At 73.7% G+C, this 19,784-nt stretch carries 21 protein-coding genes; 11 read left to right on the top strand and 10 right to left on the bottom strand.

Going from position 1 to position 19,784, the window contains the following annotated elements:
- Positions 1-490 (top strand): zinc-binding dehydrogenase (locus tag VGP36_16985; protein ID HEV7656411.1); only part of this gene is annotated, 490 nt, incomplete at its 5' end.
- A gap of 259 nt (positions 491-749) precedes the next feature.
- On the opposite strand, the gene VGP36_16980 is transcribed toward VGP36_16985, so the two are convergent.
- Both VGP36_16980 and VGP36_16975 read right to left on the bottom strand, forming a co-directional pair.
- Positions 750-1,619, bottom strand: coding sequence for an NAD(P)H-binding protein (locus tag VGP36_16980; protein HEV7656410.1), 870 nt, complete (start codon positions 1,617-1,619; stop codon positions 750-752).
- Between the two features lie 30 nt (positions 1,620-1,649).
- Positions 1,650-2,237 (bottom strand): NIPSNAP family protein, encoded by a 588-nt coding sequence (locus VGP36_16975; protein ID HEV7656409.1) that lies wholly within the window; start codon positions 2,235-2,237, stop codon positions 1,650-1,652.
- A gap of 113 nt (positions 2,238-2,350) precedes the next feature.
- Here VGP36_16975 and VGP36_16970 point away from each other — a divergent pair, with 113 nt between their 5' ends.
- The 6 genes from VGP36_16970 to VGP36_16945 are packed head-to-tail and all read left to right on the top strand — an operon-like array spanning position 2,351 to position 6,258.
- A complete protein-coding gene (locus tag VGP36_16970) occupies positions 2,351-2,773 on the top strand; it encodes an S-adenosylmethionine decarboxylase (GenBank protein HEV7656408.1) in 423 nt (140 codons plus the stop codon).
- The gene (locus tag VGP36_16965; GenBank protein HEV7656407.1) at positions 2,770-3,918 is read left to right on the top strand and encodes a bis-aminopropyl spermidine synthase family protein; all 1,149 of its coding nucleotides are present in this window, start codon (positions 2,770-2,772) and stop codon (positions 3,916-3,918) included. The genes VGP36_16970 and VGP36_16965 overlap by 4 nt, the downstream gene beginning before the upstream one ends.
- Positions 3,908-4,360, top strand: a complete 453-nt coding sequence (locus VGP36_16960) for a GNAT family N-acetyltransferase (GenBank protein HEV7656406.1) — start codon at positions 3,908-3,910, stop codon at positions 4,358-4,360. Before VGP36_16965 ends, VGP36_16960 begins: the two co-directional genes overlap by 11 nt.
- A complete protein-coding gene (locus VGP36_16955) occupies positions 4,357-5,364 on the top strand; it encodes an HAD-IIIC family phosphatase (GenBank protein HEV7656405.1) in 1,008 nt (335 codons plus the stop codon). Before VGP36_16960 ends, VGP36_16955 begins: the two co-directional genes overlap by 4 nt.
- On the top strand, positions 5,361-5,600 hold the full coding sequence (locus VGP36_16950) for a phosphopantetheine-binding protein (protein HEV7656404.1): 240 nt from the start codon (positions 5,361-5,363) through the stop codon (positions 5,598-5,600). The genes VGP36_16955 and VGP36_16950 overlap by 4 nt, the downstream gene beginning before the upstream one ends.
- 22 nt (positions 5,601-5,622) lie before the next feature.
- Entirely contained in the window at positions 5,623-6,258 is a 636-nt protein-coding gene (locus VGP36_16945) for an NAD(P)-binding domain-containing protein (protein ID HEV7656403.1), read from the top strand.
- 1 nt (position 6,259) lies between these two features.
- Here the strand turns inward: VGP36_16945 and VGP36_16940 are convergent, their stop codons facing one another.
- Genes VGP36_16940 through VGP36_16930 form a run of 3 tightly spaced genes read right to left on the bottom strand, consistent with a single transcriptional unit; the run spans position 6,260 to position 7,978 of the window.
- Positions 6,260-7,117 carry an SAM-dependent chlorinase/fluorinase gene (locus tag VGP36_16940; protein HEV7656402.1) on the bottom strand — a complete coding sequence of 286 codons (858 nt, stop codon included), beginning with the start codon at positions 7,115-7,117 and terminating at the stop codon, positions 6,260-6,262.
- A complete protein-coding gene (locus VGP36_16935) occupies positions 7,114-7,407 on the bottom strand; it encodes an MTH1187 family thiamine-binding protein (protein HEV7656401.1) in 294 nt (97 codons plus the stop codon). Before VGP36_16935 ends, VGP36_16940 begins: the two co-directional genes overlap by 4 nt.
- A 34-nt stretch (positions 7,408-7,441) precedes the next feature.
- On the bottom strand, positions 7,442-7,978 hold the full coding sequence (locus tag VGP36_16930) for a hypothetical protein (GenBank protein HEV7656400.1): 537 nt from the start codon (positions 7,976-7,978) through the stop codon (positions 7,442-7,444).
- Between the two features lie 144 nt (positions 7,979-8,122).
- Between VGP36_16930 and VGP36_16925 the strand changes: the two genes are divergently transcribed.
- The 3 genes from VGP36_16925 to VGP36_16915 all read left to right on the top strand — a co-directional run bounded on the left by VGP36_16925 (position 8,123) and on the right by VGP36_16915 (position 10,827).
- Positions 8,123-9,340, top strand: coding sequence for a hypothetical protein (locus tag VGP36_16925; GenBank protein ID HEV7656399.1), 1,218 nt, complete (start codon positions 8,123-8,125; stop codon positions 9,338-9,340).
- Positions 9,341-9,437: 97 nt separating this feature from the next.
- On the top strand, positions 9,438-10,166 hold the full coding sequence (locus tag VGP36_16920) for a class I SAM-dependent methyltransferase (protein ID HEV7656398.1): 729 nt from the start codon (positions 9,438-9,440) through the stop codon (positions 10,164-10,166).
- Positions 10,167-10,197: 31 nt separating this feature from the next.
- Positions 10,198-10,827 carry an alpha-ketoglutarate-dependent dioxygenase AlkB gene (locus VGP36_16915; protein HEV7656397.1) on the top strand — a complete coding sequence of 210 codons (630 nt, stop codon included), beginning with the start codon at positions 10,198-10,200 and terminating at the stop codon, positions 10,825-10,827.
- An 80-nt stretch (positions 10,828-10,907) separates the two neighbouring features.
- Here the strand turns inward: VGP36_16915 and VGP36_16910 are convergent, their stop codons facing one another.
- The 5 genes from VGP36_16910 to VGP36_16890 all read right to left on the bottom strand — a co-directional run bounded on the left by VGP36_16910 (position 10,908) and on the right by VGP36_16890 (position 18,443).
- Positions 10,908-12,122, bottom strand: coding sequence for a VCBS repeat-containing protein (locus VGP36_16910; GenBank protein ID HEV7656396.1), 1,215 nt, complete (start codon positions 12,120-12,122; stop codon positions 10,908-10,910).
- 245 nt (positions 12,123-12,367) lie between these two features.
- Entirely contained in the window at positions 12,368-15,142 is a 2,775-nt protein-coding gene (locus tag VGP36_16905) for an AAA family ATPase (GenBank protein HEV7656395.1), read from the bottom strand.
- Positions 15,143-15,360: 218 nt separating this feature from the next.
- Complete coding sequence (locus tag VGP36_16900; protein ID HEV7656394.1) at positions 15,361-15,627, bottom strand: hypothetical protein; 267 nt, start codon at positions 15,625-15,627, stop codon at positions 15,361-15,363.
- Positions 15,628-15,699: 72 nt separating this feature from the next.
- Positions 15,700-17,124: an MFS transporter gene (locus VGP36_16895; protein ID HEV7656393.1), complete on the bottom strand. Its 1,425-nt coding sequence runs from the start codon at positions 17,122-17,124 to the stop codon at positions 15,700-15,702.
- Complete coding sequence (locus tag VGP36_16890; GenBank protein ID HEV7656392.1) at positions 17,121-18,443, bottom strand: M20/M25/M40 family metallo-hydrolase; 1,323 nt, start codon at positions 18,441-18,443, stop codon at positions 17,121-17,123. Before VGP36_16890 ends, VGP36_16895 begins: the two co-directional genes overlap by 4 nt.
- Before the next feature lie 67 nt (positions 18,444-18,510).
- Here VGP36_16890 and VGP36_16885 point away from each other — a divergent pair, with 67 nt between their 5' ends.
- A complete protein-coding gene (locus tag VGP36_16885; protein HEV7656391.1) occupies positions 18,511-19,734 on the top strand; it encodes an acyltransferase in 1,224 nt (407 codons plus the stop codon).
- Positions 19,735-19,784 lie beyond the last annotated feature (50 nt).

The following is a 19,784-nucleotide window of genomic DNA, read 5'->3' as shown; positions in this document are numbered from 1 at the left end:
CGGGACCATGGGGTTGATGAACCTCGCCCTGGCTCAGCGATCCGGGGCGACCTCGGTCGACGTGGTCGACCTCAACCCGGCCCGCCTCGACCGGGCGACCGCACTGGGCGCGGCCGCAGCGGTCACCAGCGCCGACCAGCTGGAGGCCCGTCGAGGCTGGGACCTCGTCATCGACTGCACCGGCGTGGTCGCCGCGATCGAGGACGGGCTGACCCGGGTCGCGCCGGGCGGCACGTTCCAGCAGTTCGGGGTGTCGGCGGAGAAGGCCGAGGCGCGGTTCTCGCCGTACCGGGTCTACAACAAGGAGATCACCATCGTCGGGTCGATGGCCGTGCTGCACAGCTTCGAGCGGGCCGGGGACCTGTTCGTCGGCGGCGCGCTCAAGCCCGAGGTGATGATCAGCGACCGCTTCCCGCTGGCCGAGTACCCGAAGGCGATCGAGCAGTTCAAGAACGGTGTCGGCCGCAAGATCCAGGTGCAGCCGCGCTAGCTGTCGGGGGCGGCCCCCGTAACCCCCGGGCGGGGCTCAGGGTGCGGTGCCGGTTCCGGGCCGACCTCTTCCACCGAGCCCCGCCGGTGGCGGAGGACCCCATCACGTCCAAGGCTTCGCCCTCGCCCTCGCCCTCGCCGGTATCGGTTTCGGCCGTGGTCGGGTGCGGAGGTGGTCGAGTGCCTGCTGGTGCTCGACCGAGCCCCGCCGCGGCGGAAGGCCCCATCACCTTCACGGATCGCCGCGGCCGCGGACCGCGTCAGGTGCGGACGTGGTCGAGTGCTTGCGGGTGCTCGGAGAGGAACTGCGCGAGGCCGGTGGCGGGGTGGCCGGTGAAGTGCGGGACCGCGTCGGTCACCTCGGCGATGTCGCCGTTCGCGATGGCCGTGTAGGTGGTCACCCAGGCCTCGACCTGCCAGTCCGGGGCGCCGTAGACCGCCCGGGACGCGTACGCCTCCTCGACGGTCTGCTCGACGTAGCTGATCGCCCTGCCCGACGCCGCGGACATCGTCGCCGCGGCCTCCGCCATCGTGAACGCCTCCGGCCCGCTGATGTCGTGGGTCTCGCCGTCGTGGCCGCCCTCGACCAGCAGCCGGGAGCACACCTCGGCGATGTCGTCGCGGGTGACGAACGCGCCCCGGCCGTCGGCGGCCGGGCCCTCGATCGTGCCCTGCTCGGTCACCATCAGCGGCAGGAAGTCCAGGTAGAGGTTCATCCGCGGGAACGTCCAGGGCAGCCCGGTCGCCTTCACCCGCTCCTCGGTCGCCCAGTGGTCCTGCCCGAGCGTGAACGTCGAGTCCTGCCGCGCCCCGACGAACGAGAGGTAAGTGATCTTCCGTACGCCGGCGGCCGCGGCGGCGTCGATCGCCGCGAAGTGCCGCTCGCGCCGGTCGGCCGACTCCTGGGCCGGGACCAGGAACAGGGTGTCGACGCCGTCCAGCGCCCGGCGCACGTCGTCGGCGTGGCCGTAGTCGGCGATCTGGCGGACCTCGGTGTCCGGGAGCTCCGGCGCCCGGGCCGGGTCCCGCACCACCAGCCGCTGCGCGACCCCGGCCGCGGCCAGCAGCTCCGCGACCTTCCGCCCGACCGCACCGGTCGCACCCGTCACCGCGATCAACCCGTCCGCCATGCGGCTGATCCTGCCACCCGGCCCGGGCCCTCAGGCCGGGCCACCTCGCAGCGGGGAGCGGGCGGTGGGGACGAGGCGGGCGGTGCCGGGCTCGCCCGGGCCGGGGTGGGCACCCCGGGACAGGGTGACGACGACCGACACGCCCGTCCGGATCGGCAGGGCCGGGTACGTGTTCTCCGCCGGTTCGGTGACGAACCGGGCGAACTCCCCCGGGTCGGCGGGTCCCGCGTCGGGCCGTACCCGGACGACGACGAGCCCGCCGGGCGACGGGTCCGGTGCCGGCAACGGCAGCGGGCCGAGGCCCGTACCCGGTCCGGCCGGACGGAGCAGGTACACGTCGTCGGTGTCCTCCATCGTCGGCCGGATCCGCGGTCCCTGCTGCTTCCAGACCGGCCCGGAGTAGAAGTCGGTCAGCACCCGCCGGCGCGTCGCCATGTCGGAGAACCCGCGCATCCAGACGAAGTGGTCGGGCTCGTCCAGGTCGCGGAACGTGCCCAGCACGGACATCCCGGCCGCCTGTTGCGGGTCCATCAGCTCCTGTTCGAAGATCGAGATCATCTCCTCCCGCCGGCCGGGGACGAGGGTGTACCGACGCAGTTCCACCACAGGCAGGTCCATGCCGGCATCCTGGCGATCGGGTCCGACGATTTCCCGGCCCGGTCGGGACGGCACCGGTCGGGACGGCACCGGCGGGGACGGGCCGGGCCGCGCGCTCCGAGTACCCTCGTCGGGTGGACTCCGGGACGTCGCTGCGGGTGCAGCGTGCGCAGCGGCCGCTGAGCGACCTGCGGCCGCTGGAGGCGTTCACCCCCAAGGTGCTCTACGCGGTCGACGGCGCGGTCGGCGACGCGGGCGTGACCACCGACCCCGAGGGCATCGCCGCCGCCGCCCGGGCCGCCGTCGCGGCCGGCCGGGGGCACGTGCTGGACGAGACCGCGGTCGTGTTCCCCAACGGCGCCGTGACGCTGGTGCTCGTGCTGGCGGAGTCGCACCTGTCGGTGCACACCTGGCCGGAGGAGCACCTGGTCGCCGTCGACCTGTTCAGCTGCGGCGCGATCGACGGGCAAGCCGTGATCGACGAGCTGGTCGCGCGGCTCGGGCTGGAGCGGGTGACCGTCCAGCGCCTCGACCGCGGGCTGCCCACGTCCCGGTGAGCGTCGTACTCGACCCGGAGGTCGTCGCGGCCGAGGTCGCCGCCGCCGTCGGGCTGGCCGAGGGCCCGCCGGGCGTGCGGGCCGTGGTGCGGGAGATCGCCCGCGGTGCCGGGTCGACCCGGGCGGTCGGCCGGGCGACCGCGCTGCCGTTGCCCGTGGTGGCCGCGATCTGCGGCGAGCTGCGGACCCGGGGCGTGCTCACCGCCGACCGCCCGGCCCGGCTCACCGATCCGGGCCGGGCCGCCTTCGACCCCGGAGCCGACGTCAGTGGCCGCTGCCCGACCTGCGCCGGCCGCGGCGTGCTCGACTCGGCCGCCCCGGAGCTGACCGCCGCGCTGGAGGACCCGGCCGCGACGATGCCGCCGGTCCGGGTCGAGCTCGACCAGACCCACTGCACGCCGGCGACCAAGACCCGCCGGGTGCTGGCCATGCACGACGCCGGCGCGCTGGCCGGCCGGCACGTGCTGATCCTCGGCGACGACGACCTGGTCTCGCTGGCGCTGGCCGAGTTCGCCCGGCAGCACGGCGGCGGTCCGGCCTCGGTGACGGTCCTCGAGCTCGATCCCGAGCTGGTCGCGTTCCTGCGCTCCCGGCTGGCGGACGCGCCGTTCCCGGCCGAGGTGGTCGAGCACGACCTGACCGACCCGCTGCCGGCGTCGCTGTTGTCCACAATGGACACCGTGCAGACCGACCCGCCGTACACGGTGGCCGGCGCGGAGCTGTTCCTGTCCCGGGCCGCGAGCGCGCTGAAGCCCGGCGCCGGGGGCGAGGTGTTCCTGTCCCTCGGCGTCCGGCGGCCGGCCGAGACGGTCGCGCTGCAGCAGGTGCTCGCCCGGCTCGGGCTGGCGGTCCGCGCGATGCTGCCGGGCTTCAACGACTACGTCGGGGCGGGCGTGCTCGGCGGCACCAGCGCGTTCTGGCACCTGGTCTCGGCCGGGGAGGTCTCGGTGGAGCCCGGCGCCGTCTACACCGGCACCGACCGCAACCGCCGCCGGTACGTCTGCGCCACCTGCAGCACCGGGCAGACCGTCGGCGAGGGGCGGCGCTGGCGCAACGTCGGGGAGCTCAAGCAGGCCGGCTGCCCACGCTGCGGCGGGCGGACGTTCCGGCCCCGGGTGACGAAGGAGCCGTCCCGTGTCCGCTGATCTCGTCCGGTCCGCGGTCGCGGCGGATCTCGACGCGCTCATCGCGTACGAGATCGAGATCGCCCGGATCTCCTTCGGCGACGAGGCGATCACCGATCCCGAGCTGCACCGCAAGCGGATCACCGGCTCGCTCGGCAAGGCCGACGAGCTCACCCTGGTCGCGGACCGGGACGGCGCGGTCGTCGGCTGGGTCTGGCTGTCCGGCCGGACGAACTCGCTGACCGGCGACCGCTACGGCAACCTCCGGTCGCTGGCGACCAGCGACGTCCCGGGCCGCAGTGCGGTCGCGGAGCTGCTGCTGGACGCCGCGCTGGCGGCGGCCAAGGACCGCGGCGTGTCCGAGGTCGTGGGCAAGGTCCACATGCGCAACGTCAACATGCGCGCGGTGTACGCGAAACTCGGCTTCGCCGCCGAGCACCTGTCGATGCGGAAGGCATTGTGAGCCGTCCGCCGGTCAAGGTGGTCGTCTGGGACCTGGACGGGACGCTCTGGCCCGGGATCGCGCTGGAGTCCGACGAGCTGCCGTCGCCCTATCCGGCCGCCGTGACGACGCTGGACACCCTCGCCGGGCGCGGGATCCTGGTCAGCGTCGCCAGCCGCAACCCGTCCGAGATCGGCGTGCTGGTGGAGAAGTCCATGCTGGCCGGCCGTTTCGTCGCCCCGCAGTACGGCTGGGGCCGCAAGGCCGACGCGCTGCGCCGGATCGCCGACGAGCTGGACGTCGGCCTGGACACGCTGGCCTTCGTCGACGACGACCCGTTCGAGCGGGCGGACGTCGAGCGGACGCTGCCGTCGGTGACCGTGCTGGCGCCGGACGAGGTCGCCGCCGCGCTGGACTGGCCGGAGCTCGGGGCCGGGCCGGTGACCGCGGCGGCACTGTCCCGGTTGGACAGTTACCGGCAGCGGGAACGACGGCGGGAGGCCCGTACGGCGTTCGCCGGGTCGGACGAGGACTTCCTGGGCTGGTGTGGGTTGCGGGCGACGGTCCGGCTCGCGGCCGCGGACGACCGGGACCGGCTGGTGGAGCTCGCCCAGCGGACCACCCAGTACAACTCGACCGGGATCGAGCTGCCGGCCGGCCCGACGGTCGTGCTGGAGCTGGCCGACCGGTTCGGCGACGACGGGCTGGTCGGGGCCGGTGTGCTGTCTACTTCGGACGGTCCGGTGTGGACGGCCGGCCTGGTGGCGGTGTCCTGCCGGGCCGGGGGTCGCGGCGGGGTGCCGCTGCTGCTGACCGGGCTGGGCCGGCTGGCGCGGTCCCGCGGCGGCGCCCGGTTGCTCGTCCCGTGCCGGCTGACCGAGCGGAACGTCCCGGTCCGGCTCGGGCTCAAGCAGGCCGGGTTCACCGCCTCGTCCCGGGCGTCGGACGATGCCGCCGTCTACGGCCGCGACCTGGCCGCCGCGCCCGAGTACCCCGGCTGGGTCGACGTGGAGGAGCGGCTGTGACCGTGCCCGAGATCCTGGCCGGGGTACTGGCCGACCCGGCCGTGGCCACGCTGCCGGCCGGCACCGCGCTGCTGTCCGGGGGGCTCGGGCTGGACTCGGTCACCGTGGTCCGGCTGCTGGCCGCGATCCGGACCGAGACCGGCGTCGACGTCGCCGACCTCGACCTCGATCTGGACTCACTGGCCACGATCGGCACATTGACCGACTTCGTGGGTGCGCACTCGGGAACAGGGTGACCTGTCGCTCGGTTGCGGCGGCATGAAGATCGGAATCATCGGCGCCGGCATGATCGGCGGCTCGCTCGCAACCCTGTTCACCCGCGCCGGCCACGAGGTGGCCCTGGCCAACTCCCGCGGCCCGGAGACGCTGGCCGACAAGGTCGCCGAGCTCGGCCCCAACGCGCACGCGGCGACCGCGGCCGACGCCGCGGCGTTCGGCGAGGTGGTCGCGGTCGCGATCCCGCTGAAGGCGTACGAGTCGCTGCCGCCGGAGTGGTTCGCGGGCAAGATCGTGATCGACCTGGACAACTACTACCCGGAGCGCGACGGTCAGATCGCCGCGCTGGACTCGAAGTCGGCGACCTCCTCCGAGCTGCTGGCCCGGCACCTGCCCGAGGCCCGCGTGGTCAAGGCGTTCAACACGATCTACTTCGAGCACCTGCGCGACCGCGGCCGTACGGACGCACCGGCCTCCGACCGGTACGCGCTTCCGATCGCCGGCGACGACGCCGAGGCCAAGGCGCTGCTGACCGGCTTCATCGACGAGTTCGGCTTCAGCGCCGTCGACACCGGCACGCTGGCCGAGAGCTGGCGGCAGGAGCCGGACACCCCGGTCTACGGCGCCGAGGTCCAGCCCGACCAGGCCACCGTCCTGATCGCCCAGGCGACCCGCTAGGTCACGGCTCCGGGCGGCGGAGGACCACCTCGTCGCCCGGGGCGAGGCCGAGCCGGGCGGCCGCGTCGCCGCGGTTGACCGCGATCGACGTGAACCCGTCCGAGTCCGGCAGCACCAGCAGCTCGCCCACGCCCACGTCCCCGAACGTCCGCCCCACCCGCGCCCCCTCGCCCGACGCCACCCCAGCCGCGTCCGGCGCGGGTCCGGCGGTGTCCGGCCCGGGCCGGCCGACCCGGGCCGCGTGGATCACCGCGGCGCCGGTCAGACCGGCCGCGGCGAGATCGGTCTCGGTCGCCGCGAGCTGCACGTTGCCGAACCGGTCGACGGTCAGCACCTCGGACCGCAGCTCACCCGCTCCCACCCGGACGACCGGCGCAGGCAGCCGGACCAGGTCCGCCGCCGGCGGGCCGAGCCGGGACGGCTCCAGCCCCAGGCAGAGCTGCGCGCTCACCGGCGCGAACACGTCCCGCCCGTGGAACGTCGCCGTCACCACCGGCAGGTGGTACTTCGCCTCCGCCAGCTCGTACGCGGCCTCGATCCCGCCGAGGGCCTCCGCCGCCGGCACCAGCAGCCCGTTGTCCGGGCCGACCAGGATCCCGCGCGGCGTGACGATCGCGACGCCGCGCCGGTCCGTACCGACGCCGGGGTCGACGACGGCCAGGTGCACCGCCGGCGGCAGCCAGGGCACCGTCTGGGCCAGCACGGCCGCTCCGCGCCGGACGTCCTGGGCCGGCACCTCGTGGGTCACGTCGATGACCCGCACCCCGGGTGCCTTGGTCGCCAGCACGCCCTTGCAGGCCGCGACGAACCCGTCCGCCGTGCCGTAGTCGGTGGTGAACGAGACCAGGCCGAAGCTCATGCCTGCAGGTGCCGTTCCACCGAGGCGATCTTCGCGGTCATCATGTCGGTGAAGCCGGGCCTGATATCGGCCTTGAGCACCAGGCTCACCCGGGGCGCGGCCGCGGCGACGGCCTCGGTCGCGGCCTTCACCACCGCCATCACCTCGTCCCACTCGCCCTCGATCGTGGTGAACATGGCATCCGTACGGTTCGGCAGGCCGGACGCCCGCACGATCCGGACGGCCTCCGCGACCGCCGCCCCGACCGTCTCGCCGGTGCCGAGCGGGCTCACCGAGAACGCGACCAGCATGCTGATCTCCCTTCGTCACTCCCATCCTGGCCCGTCACGGGCGCGGCGTGGCGTTGCGGAGCCGGATGCCGCTGAAGCCGGCCGTGCTCCCGATCACCTCGTCCCAGAACGGCCAGAGGTTGTCCAGGACCCGCAGCTGGATGCCGGCCCGGGCGTGCAGCGCGAGCAGGTCGCCGACGGGCTCGGCCGGGCCGAGCGGCTCCACCGGCCCCGCGCAGACGTGCGCGTGCGCCTCGGGCCCGCCGAACGGGCGGAACCGGTCGGCCGGCAGCCGGTACGCGTAGAGCCGGACGGTGCGTAGCGCTTCCAGCCAGCCGTATTCGATCGCGTGCACGCGGTCCCCGCAGCCGGCGCCGAGGATGCGGTCCCGGTCCGTCGTGGTGGTGCCCGGCTCGGTCCAGGCCATGGCTCGCGGGCAGCGGCGGGGGAACCAGTAGTCGGGGGAGCGGGCAGCGTCGACGGCCCAGACGTACGCCTCGGGCTGCCGCGCGGTCGCGGCCACGTGCGGGACGAAGCGGCGGATCGACGGGTCCTCGGAGAAGTGCAGCACCTGTTCCGGCTCCGGACGCATCGCTCCAGTCTGGCCGGTTGGTGTCGCACCAAGGGTGGCAGCCCATGTCGCCGAGGGTTCCCGTCGGCCAGGCTTGCCCTGTGGACGAACAACTGGCAAACAACCTCAAATGAGTACTATCAGGCGCAAAGGAAGGAGTGAAACGTGGGCAAGCAGGCGCCGGGCTCCATCGAGCTGCCGGGCGAGCTCTGGGAGCGGGCCGATGTGCTGGCCGCCTGCCGTGCCCGCGACGCCAACGCTCTGCTCCGGCTGGCCCGGCGGCACGGCGTGACCAACGAGCGCCTGGCGTACTGGACCGGCATCGACCCGGGGGAGATCAGCAAGCGGCTGTCCGGCAAGACGACCAGCCCGGTGCAGACGCTCGACCGGTGGGAGCGCATCGCGACCGGGCTCGGCATGTCCGGCTCGGCCCGCCTCGCGCTCGGGCTGGCGCCGGGGCCGTCCCCGCCGACGATCGAGCTCCCGGCGCTCGCGGCCCCGCTGCCGCCGCACGTCTCCGCCGTCGACCCGCAGTTGCCGGCCACCCTGCTAGACCTGCTCACGCAGTACGCGAGAACCGACAACCTGCTCGGGCCGCGCTCGCTGCTGACCGCGGTGCCCTCGCAGTTCGCGCTGATCGAGCGGCTCTGGATGGTCGCCCGCGGCCAGGTCCGGGACGACCTGCTCGCCGTCGGCGCGCGCTACGCGGAGTTCGCCGGTTGGCTCCATCAGGACGCGGGCAACCCGAGCTCCGCGACGGACTGGAACCGGCAGGCGCTGGAGCTCGCCCACGGGGCCGGCTCTCCGCTGCTCGTGTCGTACGTGCTGATGCGGCAGAGCAACCAGGCCGGCGGCGTCGGCGACGTGGTGCGCACCCGGGCCCTCGCCGACGCCGCGCTCCGGTTGGCGCCGCACCCGCTGCTGCGCGCGCTGGCCCTGCGTCAGGTCGCCCGGGCGCACGCGCTGGAGGGCGACGCGGCCGGGTGCGAGCGAGCGCTCGACGCGGCCCGGGCGGAGGTCGTGGACCCGGGTGACGACGAGGTGCGGTCGCTGGCCGGCTACTGCACGCCGGCGTACATCGAGATGGAGGCGGCGGACTGCTGGCTGCTGCTGGGCCGGCCGCAGCGGGCGGTGCCGATCCTGGAGGCGGCGCTGCCGGGCTGGCCGGTGGACTACCGGCGGGACCAGGGCGTGCACCTGGCCCGGCTCGCCTCGGCGTACGCGGGATGTGACGAGGTCGACCGGGCCCGGGAGGCGGCCTTCGAGGCGGCGGCGATGGCGGAGCAGACCGGCTCGGCCCGCGTTTCCGACGAACTGACCCGTCTGCAGCTCCCGCCGTACGTCGGCTGGCGTACTCCCGCCTACGAGGAGCGATCGGCCTGACTGCGCCGTCCAGCGTAGTGACGCTATGAAATCGGGCGACTACAGCGCATGATGAGGGCGGCCCGGTCGACGCTGATTGCGCCCCAGGAGGTACCCGATGACGAGCACCCGCCCCCTTCCGGCCGACAGCAGTGCAGGCCATCCCGAGCAGACCGTCTACTTCAACGAGCTGGCCGAGCTGTTCGCCGTCTTCGCCGACGACACCGACGTCATCTACCGACCCTGGCTCGACGCCGTGCTGCCCGCCGCCGGCGGCAGCGCGGTCGACCTCGGCTGCGGATCCGGCCGCTGGACCGGCCTGCTCATGGACCGGTACGACCAGGTCCTCGGCGTCGACATCGCCGACCGCGAGATCGACATGGCCCGTGCGGCGCACCCCCGGGCCGAGTTCGGGGTCCGCAACCTGCTCGACCTCACGCCGGAGACCGACGGCCGCTTCGACCTGGTGTTCAGCGTCAACACCGTGCACCACCTGCGCGACCACGACCGCGTCCTGCCACACCTGCGCTCACTCGTCGCCCCCGGCGGCCGGGCCGTCGTCATCGACGTCACCGACCCGGGCGGCTGGGGCACGATGGACTACCAGGTCGCGGACGCCTTCCGCGACGCCGAGGAGTCGTACCGGCTGCGCTCCCGGGATTACCGCATCGCGGCCAAGGTCCTGGAGCTGCACCTGCACCCGGCCTGGCTCGACCACGCCGTCAACGACGTCCCGCTGACCCGCCCGTCCTTCTACAGCCACTACAGCCAGGCCTTCCCCGGCGCCGAATTCACCGACCTCCACCGAGTAGTAACCGCCATGCACTGGACAAACCGCGAGCGGTAGCCGCGCGCCGCGAAAGGCGCACCATGGTGGGGTGTCTTTGTCGTGGCAGGGGTCGTTGTTCGACTCGGAGGACGGTCCCGCGCTGTCCTTCGAGCGGCTGAGGCGGCACCGCCTCGACGAGCGGTCCTGGATCGACGAGGTGCCGGGCTGGGCGCCGAACCACGCCGAGGTCTTCGCCGAGCTGCTGGCCGACGCGCCCTGGACGCAGCGCGAGCGCCGGATGTACGAGCGGACGGTGCTCGAGCCGCGGATGGTCGCCGGCTGGCCGACGCCCGCGGGCCTGCCCGGGTCGCTGGAGGTGATGCGGCAGGCGGTGTCCGAGCGCTACCGGGTCGAGTTCGACTCGGTCCACGTCAACCTCTACCGCGACGGCCGCGACGGCGTCGCCTGGCACGGCGACAACAACCGCAAGACCCTGACCGACCCGCTCGTGGTGACGGTCTCGCTCGGTGAGCACCGCCGGTTCCTGCTGCGCCCCGGCACGGCCGGCACCCCGACCCGCTTCTTCCGCCCCGGCGGCGGCGACCTGCTCGTCATGGGCGGCGCCTGCCAGCACGAATGGCAACACACCGTCCCGAAGGAACCCCGCGGCGCCGGCGCGCGGATGTCCGTCACCCTCCGGCACTCCCTCGAGGGCTGGTGGGCCGGTCGGTCGACCTGACCCACCCGGCCGCTGGCAGGGATCCGCGCCGGGAGCAGGATCCTACGAGCCTGCTCCCGGCGCCTGGGACGTGCTGACCGCTAGGCGAAGGTGCCGTCACCCTGGCCGACGGCGGTGTAGATGCCCGCGTCGCCGAAGCCGACGATGTCCGCGCGCCCGTCGCCGGTGATGTCGGCGACGTATCGGGGATGGGTGCCCAGCCGCCAGCCCTGGTTGTATCCGAAGTCCGAGACGACGAACTGGGCACCGGTGAAGGAGCCGTTGCTCTGACCCCGCGCCGTGAAGACCCCGGCTTCCCCGAATCCGACGATGTCACTCTGGCGATCGGCGGTGACATCGGTGACCACGGTCATGGCCCTGGCCCAGTTGTAGTTGAAGTCCGTGCTGACCGGCTGGTAGGGCTGGAAGAGCCCGCTGCAGTTGCCGAGGGCCCGGTAGGTCATCGTGCCGAAGGCGATCAGGTCCGCGCAGGCGTCGCCGTTGACGTCGGCGATGTCGAAGCCCAGCGCGGTGCTGCCTCCGGGCAGCTGCCCGCCGGCGTTCCGCGTCGCCGGATACGAGTCGTCACTGCGCGGGCTGGCGGACCGGAGCACGTACGGCGGGTTGACCGGGAAGGGAACCGCCACGAGATCCGCGCGGCCGTCGGAGGTGACATCGGTGAAGTGCATGAATGACGACTGCGGGAAGACCTCGCCGGTGAGGCCCTTCGGCAGGCCGAACCCTCCGTTCCCGAGGGCGATCGCCACGTTGAACGAGCCGTTCGCGAGGCCGCAGATCAGGTCGTCGCGATGGTCCGCGTTGAGATCGGCCATGTAGTTCCCGTTCCGGCACTGGGACGCCGTGAAGCTGTTCGGCCAGAACGCCGCGGGACCGAAGCCGCCGCTGCCGGTGGCCACCGCAGTGTGCACCCCGGAGGTGCCGATGCCGACGATGTCGGCCCGCCCGTCGCCGGTGATGTCGGTGACGAAGCGCGGCGTGCGCGGGCCGTCCGGACCGCCGTTGCGCCAGCCCTGGTTGTACGCGAAGTCGTTCTGGATGGCCGGCTGCTCGGAGAAGAAGGCACCGCTGCCGTTGGCGACCGCGGTGTCGACGCCGGACTCGCCGAACCCGACGATGTCCGCCCGCCCGTCCCCGGTGACGTCGGCGAGCACCCGCAGATGCCGTTGGACGTTCCACCCTTCGTTGACCCCGAAGCTAGGCAGCACGAAGTGCGCGTTCGGCAGCAGCGGGGCCGCAGCGGCCGGCGTCGCCATCGGCACCGCGAGGCCGGCGGCCGCGAGCAACGCTCCGATCACCACCGTCGCTCTGGGAAGGTGAAGGTTCATGTGATCCCCCAAGGGTGTCCTGTGGATCGGCTCCCCTGTGGGAACCGGCGTGGCGTGAGAGCCACTCGGGGACAATGAACTCGAAGGGTGGGCAACCAGTGGGAAGCGGGTGGGAAGCAACACACCGTACCGAAGGAACCCCGCGGCGCCGGCGCCCGAATGTCCGTGACCATGCGCCATTCCCGACCTCTGCCGGCTCGCCCCGGAGCGAACGGCTAGTCGGTGGCGGGGGCGCCGGCGGCGCGGGGGAAGACGTCGCGCAGCTGCCGCCGCGAGCTGATCGACAGCTTGTCGAAGACCTTGCGGAGGTGCCACTCCACGGTGCGGCTGCTGAGGAACAGCCGGGCGCCGATCTCGGGGTTGGACAGCCCGTCCCGGACGAGCAGCGCGATCTGCCGTTCCTGCGACGTCAGCTCGGCGCTCGGTGCGGGCGCGACAGTGCGTCTGCGCACCGTCTCCCCGGTCGCCTGCAGCTCACGGCGGCAGCGTTCGGCGAACGCCTCCATGCCGATGGAGACGAACAGGTCGTACGCGGTGCGCAGCTGCATCCGGGCGTCGACCCGGCGGCCCTGCCGGCGCAACCATTCGCCGTACAGCAGGTGGGCGCGGGCGAGGTCCGGCCGCAGGCGGGTACGGCCGAGTGCCTCGACCGCCTCCACGAACGCGTCCTCGGTCTCATCCAGCACCGCCCGCGAGCGCGCCTCGAGGCCGAGTCCCCAGAGCTGGTCGGTGTCGCGAGTCCGGTCCCGGAGCTGGTCGAGCGCCTCGGCCGCCTGGCGCGGGTGCTTGCTCCGGACCGCGGACTCGACCAGCTCGCTCAGCGCCCACGCGGACACGAACAGCTCCGGGGTCTCGGCGCTGACCAGACGCGCGAGTGTGAACGCCTCGTCGTACCGGCCGGTCGCGTTCAGGACGACCGAGCGGGCCCACTGCGCGTACTGGATCGCGGTGCCCTGGCCGTCGGCTGTCGCGCTGGTGACGGTGGCGTCGAAGAGCGCGAACGCCTCCGCCGGGCGCCCCTGCAGCGCGGCCAGCACCAGCGCCCCGTACCCGGCGATGCGGGTGCCGGTCGCCTCCCGGACCGCCTCGGCCTCGGCCAGCAGCGAGGTCGCCTGGGCGAAGTTCCCCGCCATCGCGGCCGTCTGGGCGAGCACGTTCACGCCGACGGCGAGCACCGCGAGCGCGCCGGCCTGCCGGGCCACCTCGACCTGGTGGGTCGCGGTGGCCAGACAGGCTTCGAAGTCCCAGACCACGGCGGCCGCCGCCGTGCCCAGCCAGCCCCACCGCAGCATCTCCTCGGTGGAGACGTCGTCGCCCGCGAACGCGGTCGCCGCCCGGGCCAGGATCGGCACCGCGGCGCTCCGTCCGTCGGTGAACAGCGCGGCGAACCCGTCGAGGAGCAGGTCCGCCCCGCGCGGCGGGCCGTCCGGCCGCGGTGCGGCCCGGGCCGCCGCCGAGACCTCCGCCAGGTTTCCCGCGGTGGCCAGTTGCCCGGCGAACAACGCCGCGCTCCAGGCGTCGAGGTAGGTGTCGCGGGCCAGCCGGACGTCCAGTGGCTCCAGGGTGCGGGCGGCGCGCAGCAGCAGCGGCGGTGGGTCGCTGCCATGGTGCCGCGCGAACGCCGCCTCGGCCCGCAGCAGGTCGACGCGGGCCCGTCCCAGCTCGTCGAGGGGACCGGCCTCGGCCGTGGACAGCAGTCCCAGCGCGGCCCCGAACGCGCCGGCTTGCAGCCCGGCCTGCGCGGCGGCCAGCGCCCGTTCGGCCCGCCGGACCGGATCCCGGGTCAGCTCGACCGAGCGCTGCAGGAAGGCGGCCGCGGCGGCGAGCCCGCCGCGGGCCTCCGCCCGTCCGGCCGAGCGCTCCAGCTCGGTGGCGACGGCCTCGTCCGGTCCGACGGCGGCCGCGGCCAGGTGCCAGGCCCGGCGATCGGGATCGACCCGGGCGTCGGTGACGGCCGCCAGCGCGGAGTGGACCGCCCGCCGGTCCTCCGGATCCGCGGCCCGGTAGACCGCCGACCGTACGAGCGGGTGCCGGAACGTCACCCTGGTGTCGACGGACAGCAGCCCGTCGGTCCCGGTGGCGAGGGCGGCCGCGGGCGTGACGCCGAGCCGCTCGGCCGCGCGCCAGATCAGGTCCGCGTCGCCGACCGGCTCGGCCGCGGCGACGAGCAGCAACAGCCGGGAGTCCGCCGGCAGCCCCTCGATCCGCGACAGGAAGGTCTGCTCGACCCGGCCGGGCACCGAGTCGGCCCGCAGCAGGCCGAACCCGCCCGCCATCTGCGTCACGGTCAGCCCGCGCGGCAGCTCGATCAGGGCGAGCGGGTTGCCCCGGGTCTCGGCCACGATCCGGTCCCGGATGCTCGCGTCCAGCCGCGCCGGGGTCACCGAGTCCAGCAGGGCGCGGGCGTCGGCGTCGCGCAGCCCGGGAACCTCCAGCTCCGGCAGCCCGAGCAGGTCCGGCCCCGGCTGGCGGGCTCCGAAGACGACGGCGATCGACTCCGCCAGCAGCCGGCGGCCGACGAAGCCGAGCACCTGCGCGGAGGCCCGGTCCAGCCACTGCGCGTCGTCGACCACGCAGAGCAGCGGGCGTTGCTCCGACGCGTCCGAGAGGAGGCTGAGCACGGCCAGCCCGATCAGGAAGCGATCCGGTGGCGCGCCCGAGCGCATCCCGAACACCGTCTCCAGCGCCTGGCGCTGCGGTTCCGGCAGCCGCCCGAGACCGTCCGGCAGCAGCGGCGCGCACAGTTGGTGCAGGGCGGCGAAGGCCAGCTCCATCTCCGACTCCACGCCGCCGGCCCGCAGCACCCGCAGGCCGGTCGCCGAGCTGGTCACGTGGTCCAACAACGCGGACTTGCCGACCCCGGCGTCGCCGCGGACCACGAGCACCCGGCTCTCACCCACCCGTACGGCGGCGAGTATCCGGTCGAGGACGGCACACTCCGATTCCCGTCCGCCCAGCCTCGTGCCGCGATCCGGTTCGGAGCCGTCCACTCGTCGCGCCACCCGTGCCGCCTTCCCCACGCGGGACGCTCGTGACGAAGTACGGCCGAGTAGGGCACAGTTCCCGCTGAAGATCCTCAGACTAGAACCGGGCGGGGTGGCCTGACCACCGGGTGGCTGGTTGGTCCATCGGGAGACGCGGCTCTCGTCGACAGGAACGCTGTGGTTCAGGGAGAACTGCCGTCGTGTCCAACCTGACCGGACAGCTCTCAGCCGGCCAGGGCCAGCGCGCGGGCGGAGGGCGGGTCGGTGGTGTGGATCGTGGTGAGCGCCCAGGTCATCCGGGTCGCGGCCAGGTCGGGGTGGTCGCCGAACTCGGCGGCCAGGCAGGCGGCGCAGCCGTCCGTACCCAGCCGCTGCAGGGTGCTGGCGACGGCGCGGCGTACCTGGTCGGTGGACGGGTGTTCGGACGCCTGGAGCGGCGAGGCGAACAGCGCTTCGGCGCGGAGGTTCAGTGGGTCTGGAGTCCTGTCCATCACGATTCCCTCGCTTCCCCAGTGTCTTTACTGTCGCCCCGGCGGGTGCGGACGTCCACCGCCCAATATTGGCTACCCGATCTCGGCGGGTTCGGGTGCGTGGGTGGGGAGCTTGAGCAGGGCCACGGCGGCCAGGAGCGCGGCGACGGCACAGAGGGACCAGACGGTGAGGTAGCCGGAGAGCGGGGCATGGCCTTCCTGCGGGTCGTCGATCGAGCCCGTGGAGGCCAGGGCGATCGCGAAGATCGAGGAGGCGATCGCGCCGCCGACGGTCTTGGTCGCGTTGGTCATGCCGGTGGCGAAGCCCGTACGGGATGGTGGCGCGGCGACCGCGGCGGTGGCGGGCAGCGCGGCGACCAGCGCGCCGGAGCCGAGCCCGGCGACGGCCATGTTGAGCAGGGCCTGGCCGGTGGAGTCGTGGAACGGCAACCAGAGCGCGTACCCGAGCGCGATCAGCAGACATGACCCGACCAGGGCGGGCCGCGGGCCGAGGAGGCGGGAGGTCAGCGGCAGGGTGAGGGCGCCGATCGCGAGGAACACGACGTAGAGACCGACGAGGGTGGAGACGAAGCTCGCGTCCGCACCGAGGCCGTAGCCGGCGACCGCGGGGTCGGTGCGCGCGAACGTCGAGAGCGGGATCTGCGCGCCGAGCACGGACATGCCGAAGAGGAACGCGGTGAGCTGCACCGGCCACTGGCCGGGCGTGCGCAGCAGGCGTACGTCGATGATCGGATCGCGGCGACCGGATTCGTGGCGGCCGAACGGCACGAACGTGGCGCCGCCGGCCAGGATCAGCACCCAGGCGAGGGCGCTGCCGGGCCCGTCGAGGCGGATCACGACCAGACCGGCCATCACCAGGCCGAGGGCCGCGCTGACGAGCGCCAGCCCGGTCCAGTCGAAGCCGCCGGTGCCCTCACCCGGGACGTCCTCGACCCCGAACCAGACCGCGAACAGGCAGAGGGTGACGGCGATCGCGGGCAGCGCCAGCAGGACGTTCATCGAGGTGGCCTCGACGAGGGCGCCGGAGGTGAGGGCGCCGATGATCACGGCGAGTTCGAGGGCGCCGACGAGCACGGCGGCGGCGCGCCGGGTCAGCAGGGACTGGCGGCCGGTGCCGGCGGTGCGCCGGTAGATGATCGCGATCTCCAGCGGCAGCCAGACGACGTACGCGCCCTGCAGCGCCCAGCCGATCAGGAACGTCGTGAAGTTCGGCGCCAGCGTGAGCGTCCACGAGCCGACCGCGGTCACGGCGGTCGACAGCAGCAGCACCTTCTTGTGCCCGACGAGGTCACCGACGCGGGCCAGCGGCGGGACGACGAGCGCCGAGACGATCAGCTGCGCGGCCTCGAACCAGTTGACGTCGGCGTCGGCGATGCCGAGGTGGTCGGCGATGTCGCTGTAGACCGGCGTGTAGTAGCCCTGCAGGATGCCGCTGGCCAGCTCGACGCAGACGAGGAAGCCGACGACGGCGGCGAGGCCGCGCACCCGCGTGCTCACCGGGGCAGTCTCTCGATGAGCCGGCGGTACCAGCGGACGCCGTCGCCGAGTGCGCCGACGCCGAGGTGCTCGTCGTAGGAGTGGATCGACGCCCGTTGCGCCTTGGTCATCCGGAACGGCGCGAAGCGGTAGACCCGGTCGCAGATCCGGGTGAAGAAGCGCGAGTCCGTGGCGGCCATCATCACGTACGGGGCCGGGACGGCGTCCGGGAAGACCTCGCCGATCGTGGTCTCCAGCAGCTCGAAGGCGTCGTCGCGCGGAGAGAGCGGGCTCGGTTCGTTCCGCTCGACGACGTCGAGGTGCACCTGGTCGTCGGCGATGGTCCTGCGCAGGTGGTCGAGGGCGCCCGCGACGGTGTCCCCGACCATCACCCGGATGTTGACGCCCGCCTTCGCGGTCGCGGCGACGACGTTGAGCGCCGGGCTGCCGGACAGCGTGGTCACGGCGAACGTCGTCCGCGTCATCGCCGCGGACTCCGGGCCGGCGGCGATCAGCGCCCGGGCCAGGACCGGGCCGAGGCGGCCGGCGTTGGTCAGCGCCGCGCGCAGCGGACGCCGCGCGTGCGGTGCCAGCCGGCGCAGCAGCTCGACGGTCGGTTCCGGGACGCTCGCGGACATCGGCGACCGGTCGATGCGGGTGATCGCGCGGGCCAGCCGGGCGGTCGGGCCCATCCGGGCCGGTGTCGAGGCATGACCACCCCGGCCCTCGACCCGCAGCTCGACCGAGGTCACGCCCTTCTCGGTCACGCCGATCACGCCGACCGGGGCGGTCACCCCGGGGAACGCCCCGCCGGCGATCGCGCCGCCCTCGTCCAGGACGAACCACGGGCGGACGCCGCGGCGTTCGAGCTCGTCGACGGCGAGCGTCGCGGCCGAGCCGGACACCTCCTCGTCGCAGCCGAACGACAGCCAGACGTCCTGGGCCGGGACGTGACCGGCTTCGAGGAGGGTCTCGACCGCCTCGCAGATGGCGACGACGCAGCCCTTGTCGTCGAGGGTGCCGCGGCCCCAGATGCTTCCCTCGGCGATGACCGCCGAGAAGGGCGGGTGCTGCCAGCTGCCCTCGACCGGGACGACGTCGAGGTGCGCCATCAGCACGACCGGTCGCGCGCTGCTGGCGCCGGGCCAGCGGAACAGCAGCGCGTGAGTGGGGATGCGGGTCAGTTCCAGGCGCGCGTGCAGCAGCGGGAACTGGCGTTCGAGCTCGGCGAGCAGGCGGCCGAACGCCTCCGAGTCGACGAGCGCGGGATCGCGGTGGCTGACGGTCGGGATGCGCACCAGCGCCTGGAGCTTCGCGACGGCGCGGTCATCCCCTGTCACCGGCGCGAAGGTACACCCCCGGAGCCGTCCGGGCCGGGGCGCCAGGTGTGGCGCGTAGGGTGTCGCGGTGCGGAGATCGGTGGCGGTGGACGCCCTGCGGGCGGTGGCCATCCTGCTGGTGATGGTGCACCATCTCGACATCGGTGTCCTGGTCGGCGGGTCCGGCTGGCTCTGGCCGGTGAAGCAGCTGCACGAGGCCGGGTTTCTCGGCGTCAGCCTGTTCCTGGTGCTGTCCGGGTTCTCGATCCACCAGCGGGTGGCCTCGGGCGGGTCGTTCGCGGCCCGGCCGTTCCTGATCCGGCGGTTCGTCCGGCTGCAGCCGACGTACTACGTCGCGCTCGCGTTCGCGCTGCTGTTGCTGCTGGTCGGCGTGCTGGCCGGGCACCCGTGGCCGCAGCCGCGGTGGGGACCGCACGGTGCGCCGATCTCCGTCTGGGTGCTGCTCGGCACACACCTGAGCCTGCTCGCCGGGACGTTCATCCCGCCCAGCTGGCTGTCGATCAGCTGGAGCCTCGCGCTCGAGGAACAGATCTACCTCGTGTACGCCGCGGTCGTCGGCCGGCTGCGCCGGATCCCCGCCTGGCGCTGGCTGCTGATCGCGCTGGCGGCCTGCCTGGCGTACCGGCTGGCGGCGGAGCTGGTGCTGCCGAGCGTGCCGAAGAGCTTCCCGCCCGGGGCCGGCCGCTGGTCCTGGATGGCGGAGCTGGCCTTCCAGCAGGCGCCGGCCCGGATGGCGGAGTGGTTCACCGGCGCGTTCATCGCCCAGTGGTGGGCCGGCACGCAGCGGCTGCCGCGGGCGCTGACCGGCGCGCTGTCCGGACCGGTGCTCACCATCGCCGGCCTCGTCCTGATGATGGAGCTGTTCCGGCACCGGGCGGGCTGGACCAGCCTCGCCGGCAACCGGTTCGCGGTCACGGACCTGTTCTTCGACCCGATCGCCGGGCTCGCGTTCGGGGCGCTGCTGGTCTGCTGCCTCGCGGCCGAGCGCCGCTCGTCCCGGACCCGGATGGCGACGGCCGGCCTGGCCTGGATCGGCGAGCGGTCGTACTCGCTGTACCTCGCGCACGGGCCGATCCTCGCCACCACCTTCGGGCTGGCGGGCGCGCTCACGGTGACCGCGCCGGGACGTCTCGGGGTCGCCACTCTCGCGGTCGTGCTCTCGTTCGCCGGGACCATGCTGCTCTACCGGTACGTCGAGGCGCCGTTCACCGCGCGGTCCCGGCAGGTCCGGGTCGGCAGTCGGCGGGTCGCCGACCTGGTGCCCGCCGGCGCACCTGTCCGTCCACAGTAGACAAAAGGCAGTGGAGAACTTCCTGCCACTCCTCACGTACAGCGGGTCGG

It is taken from the genome of Mycobacteriales bacterium (assembly GCA_035995165.1).
GTDB lineage: Bacteria > Actinomycetota > Actinomycetes > Mycobacteriales > CADCTP01 > CADCTP01.
This window is presented reverse-complemented; position numbering and strand designations above follow the sequence as displayed.

Coding starts and splice junctions, on each gene's coding strand:
- VGP36_16980 (HEV7656410.1), bottom strand. CDS start 1,619: ATGGCGGACGGGTTGATCGCGGTGACGGGTGCGACCGGTGCGGTCGGG.
- VGP36_16975 (HEV7656409.1), bottom strand. CDS start 2,237: ATGGACCTGCCTGTGGTGGAACTGCGTCGGTACACCCTCGTCCCCGGC.
- VGP36_16945 (HEV7656403.1), top strand. CDS start 5,623: ATGAAGATCGGAATCATCGGCGCCGGCATGATCGGCGGCTCGCTCGCA.
- VGP36_16940 (HEV7656402.1), bottom strand. CDS start 7,117: ATGAGCTTCGGCCTGGTCTCGTTCACCACCGACTACGGCACGGCGGAC.
- VGP36_16935 (HEV7656401.1), bottom strand. CDS start 7,407: ATGCTGGTCGCGTTCTCGGTGAGCCCGCTCGGCACCGGCGAGACGGTC.
- VGP36_16930 (HEV7656400.1), bottom strand. CDS start 7,978: ATGCGTCCGGAGCCGGAACAGGTGCTGCACTTCTCCGAGGACCCGTCG.
- VGP36_16920 (HEV7656398.1), top strand. CDS start 9,438: ATGACGAGCACCCGCCCCCTTCCGGCCGACAGCAGTGCAGGCCATCCC.
- VGP36_16900 (HEV7656394.1), bottom strand. CDS start 15,627: ATGGACAGGACTCCAGACCCACTGAACCTCCGCGCCGAAGCGCTGTTC.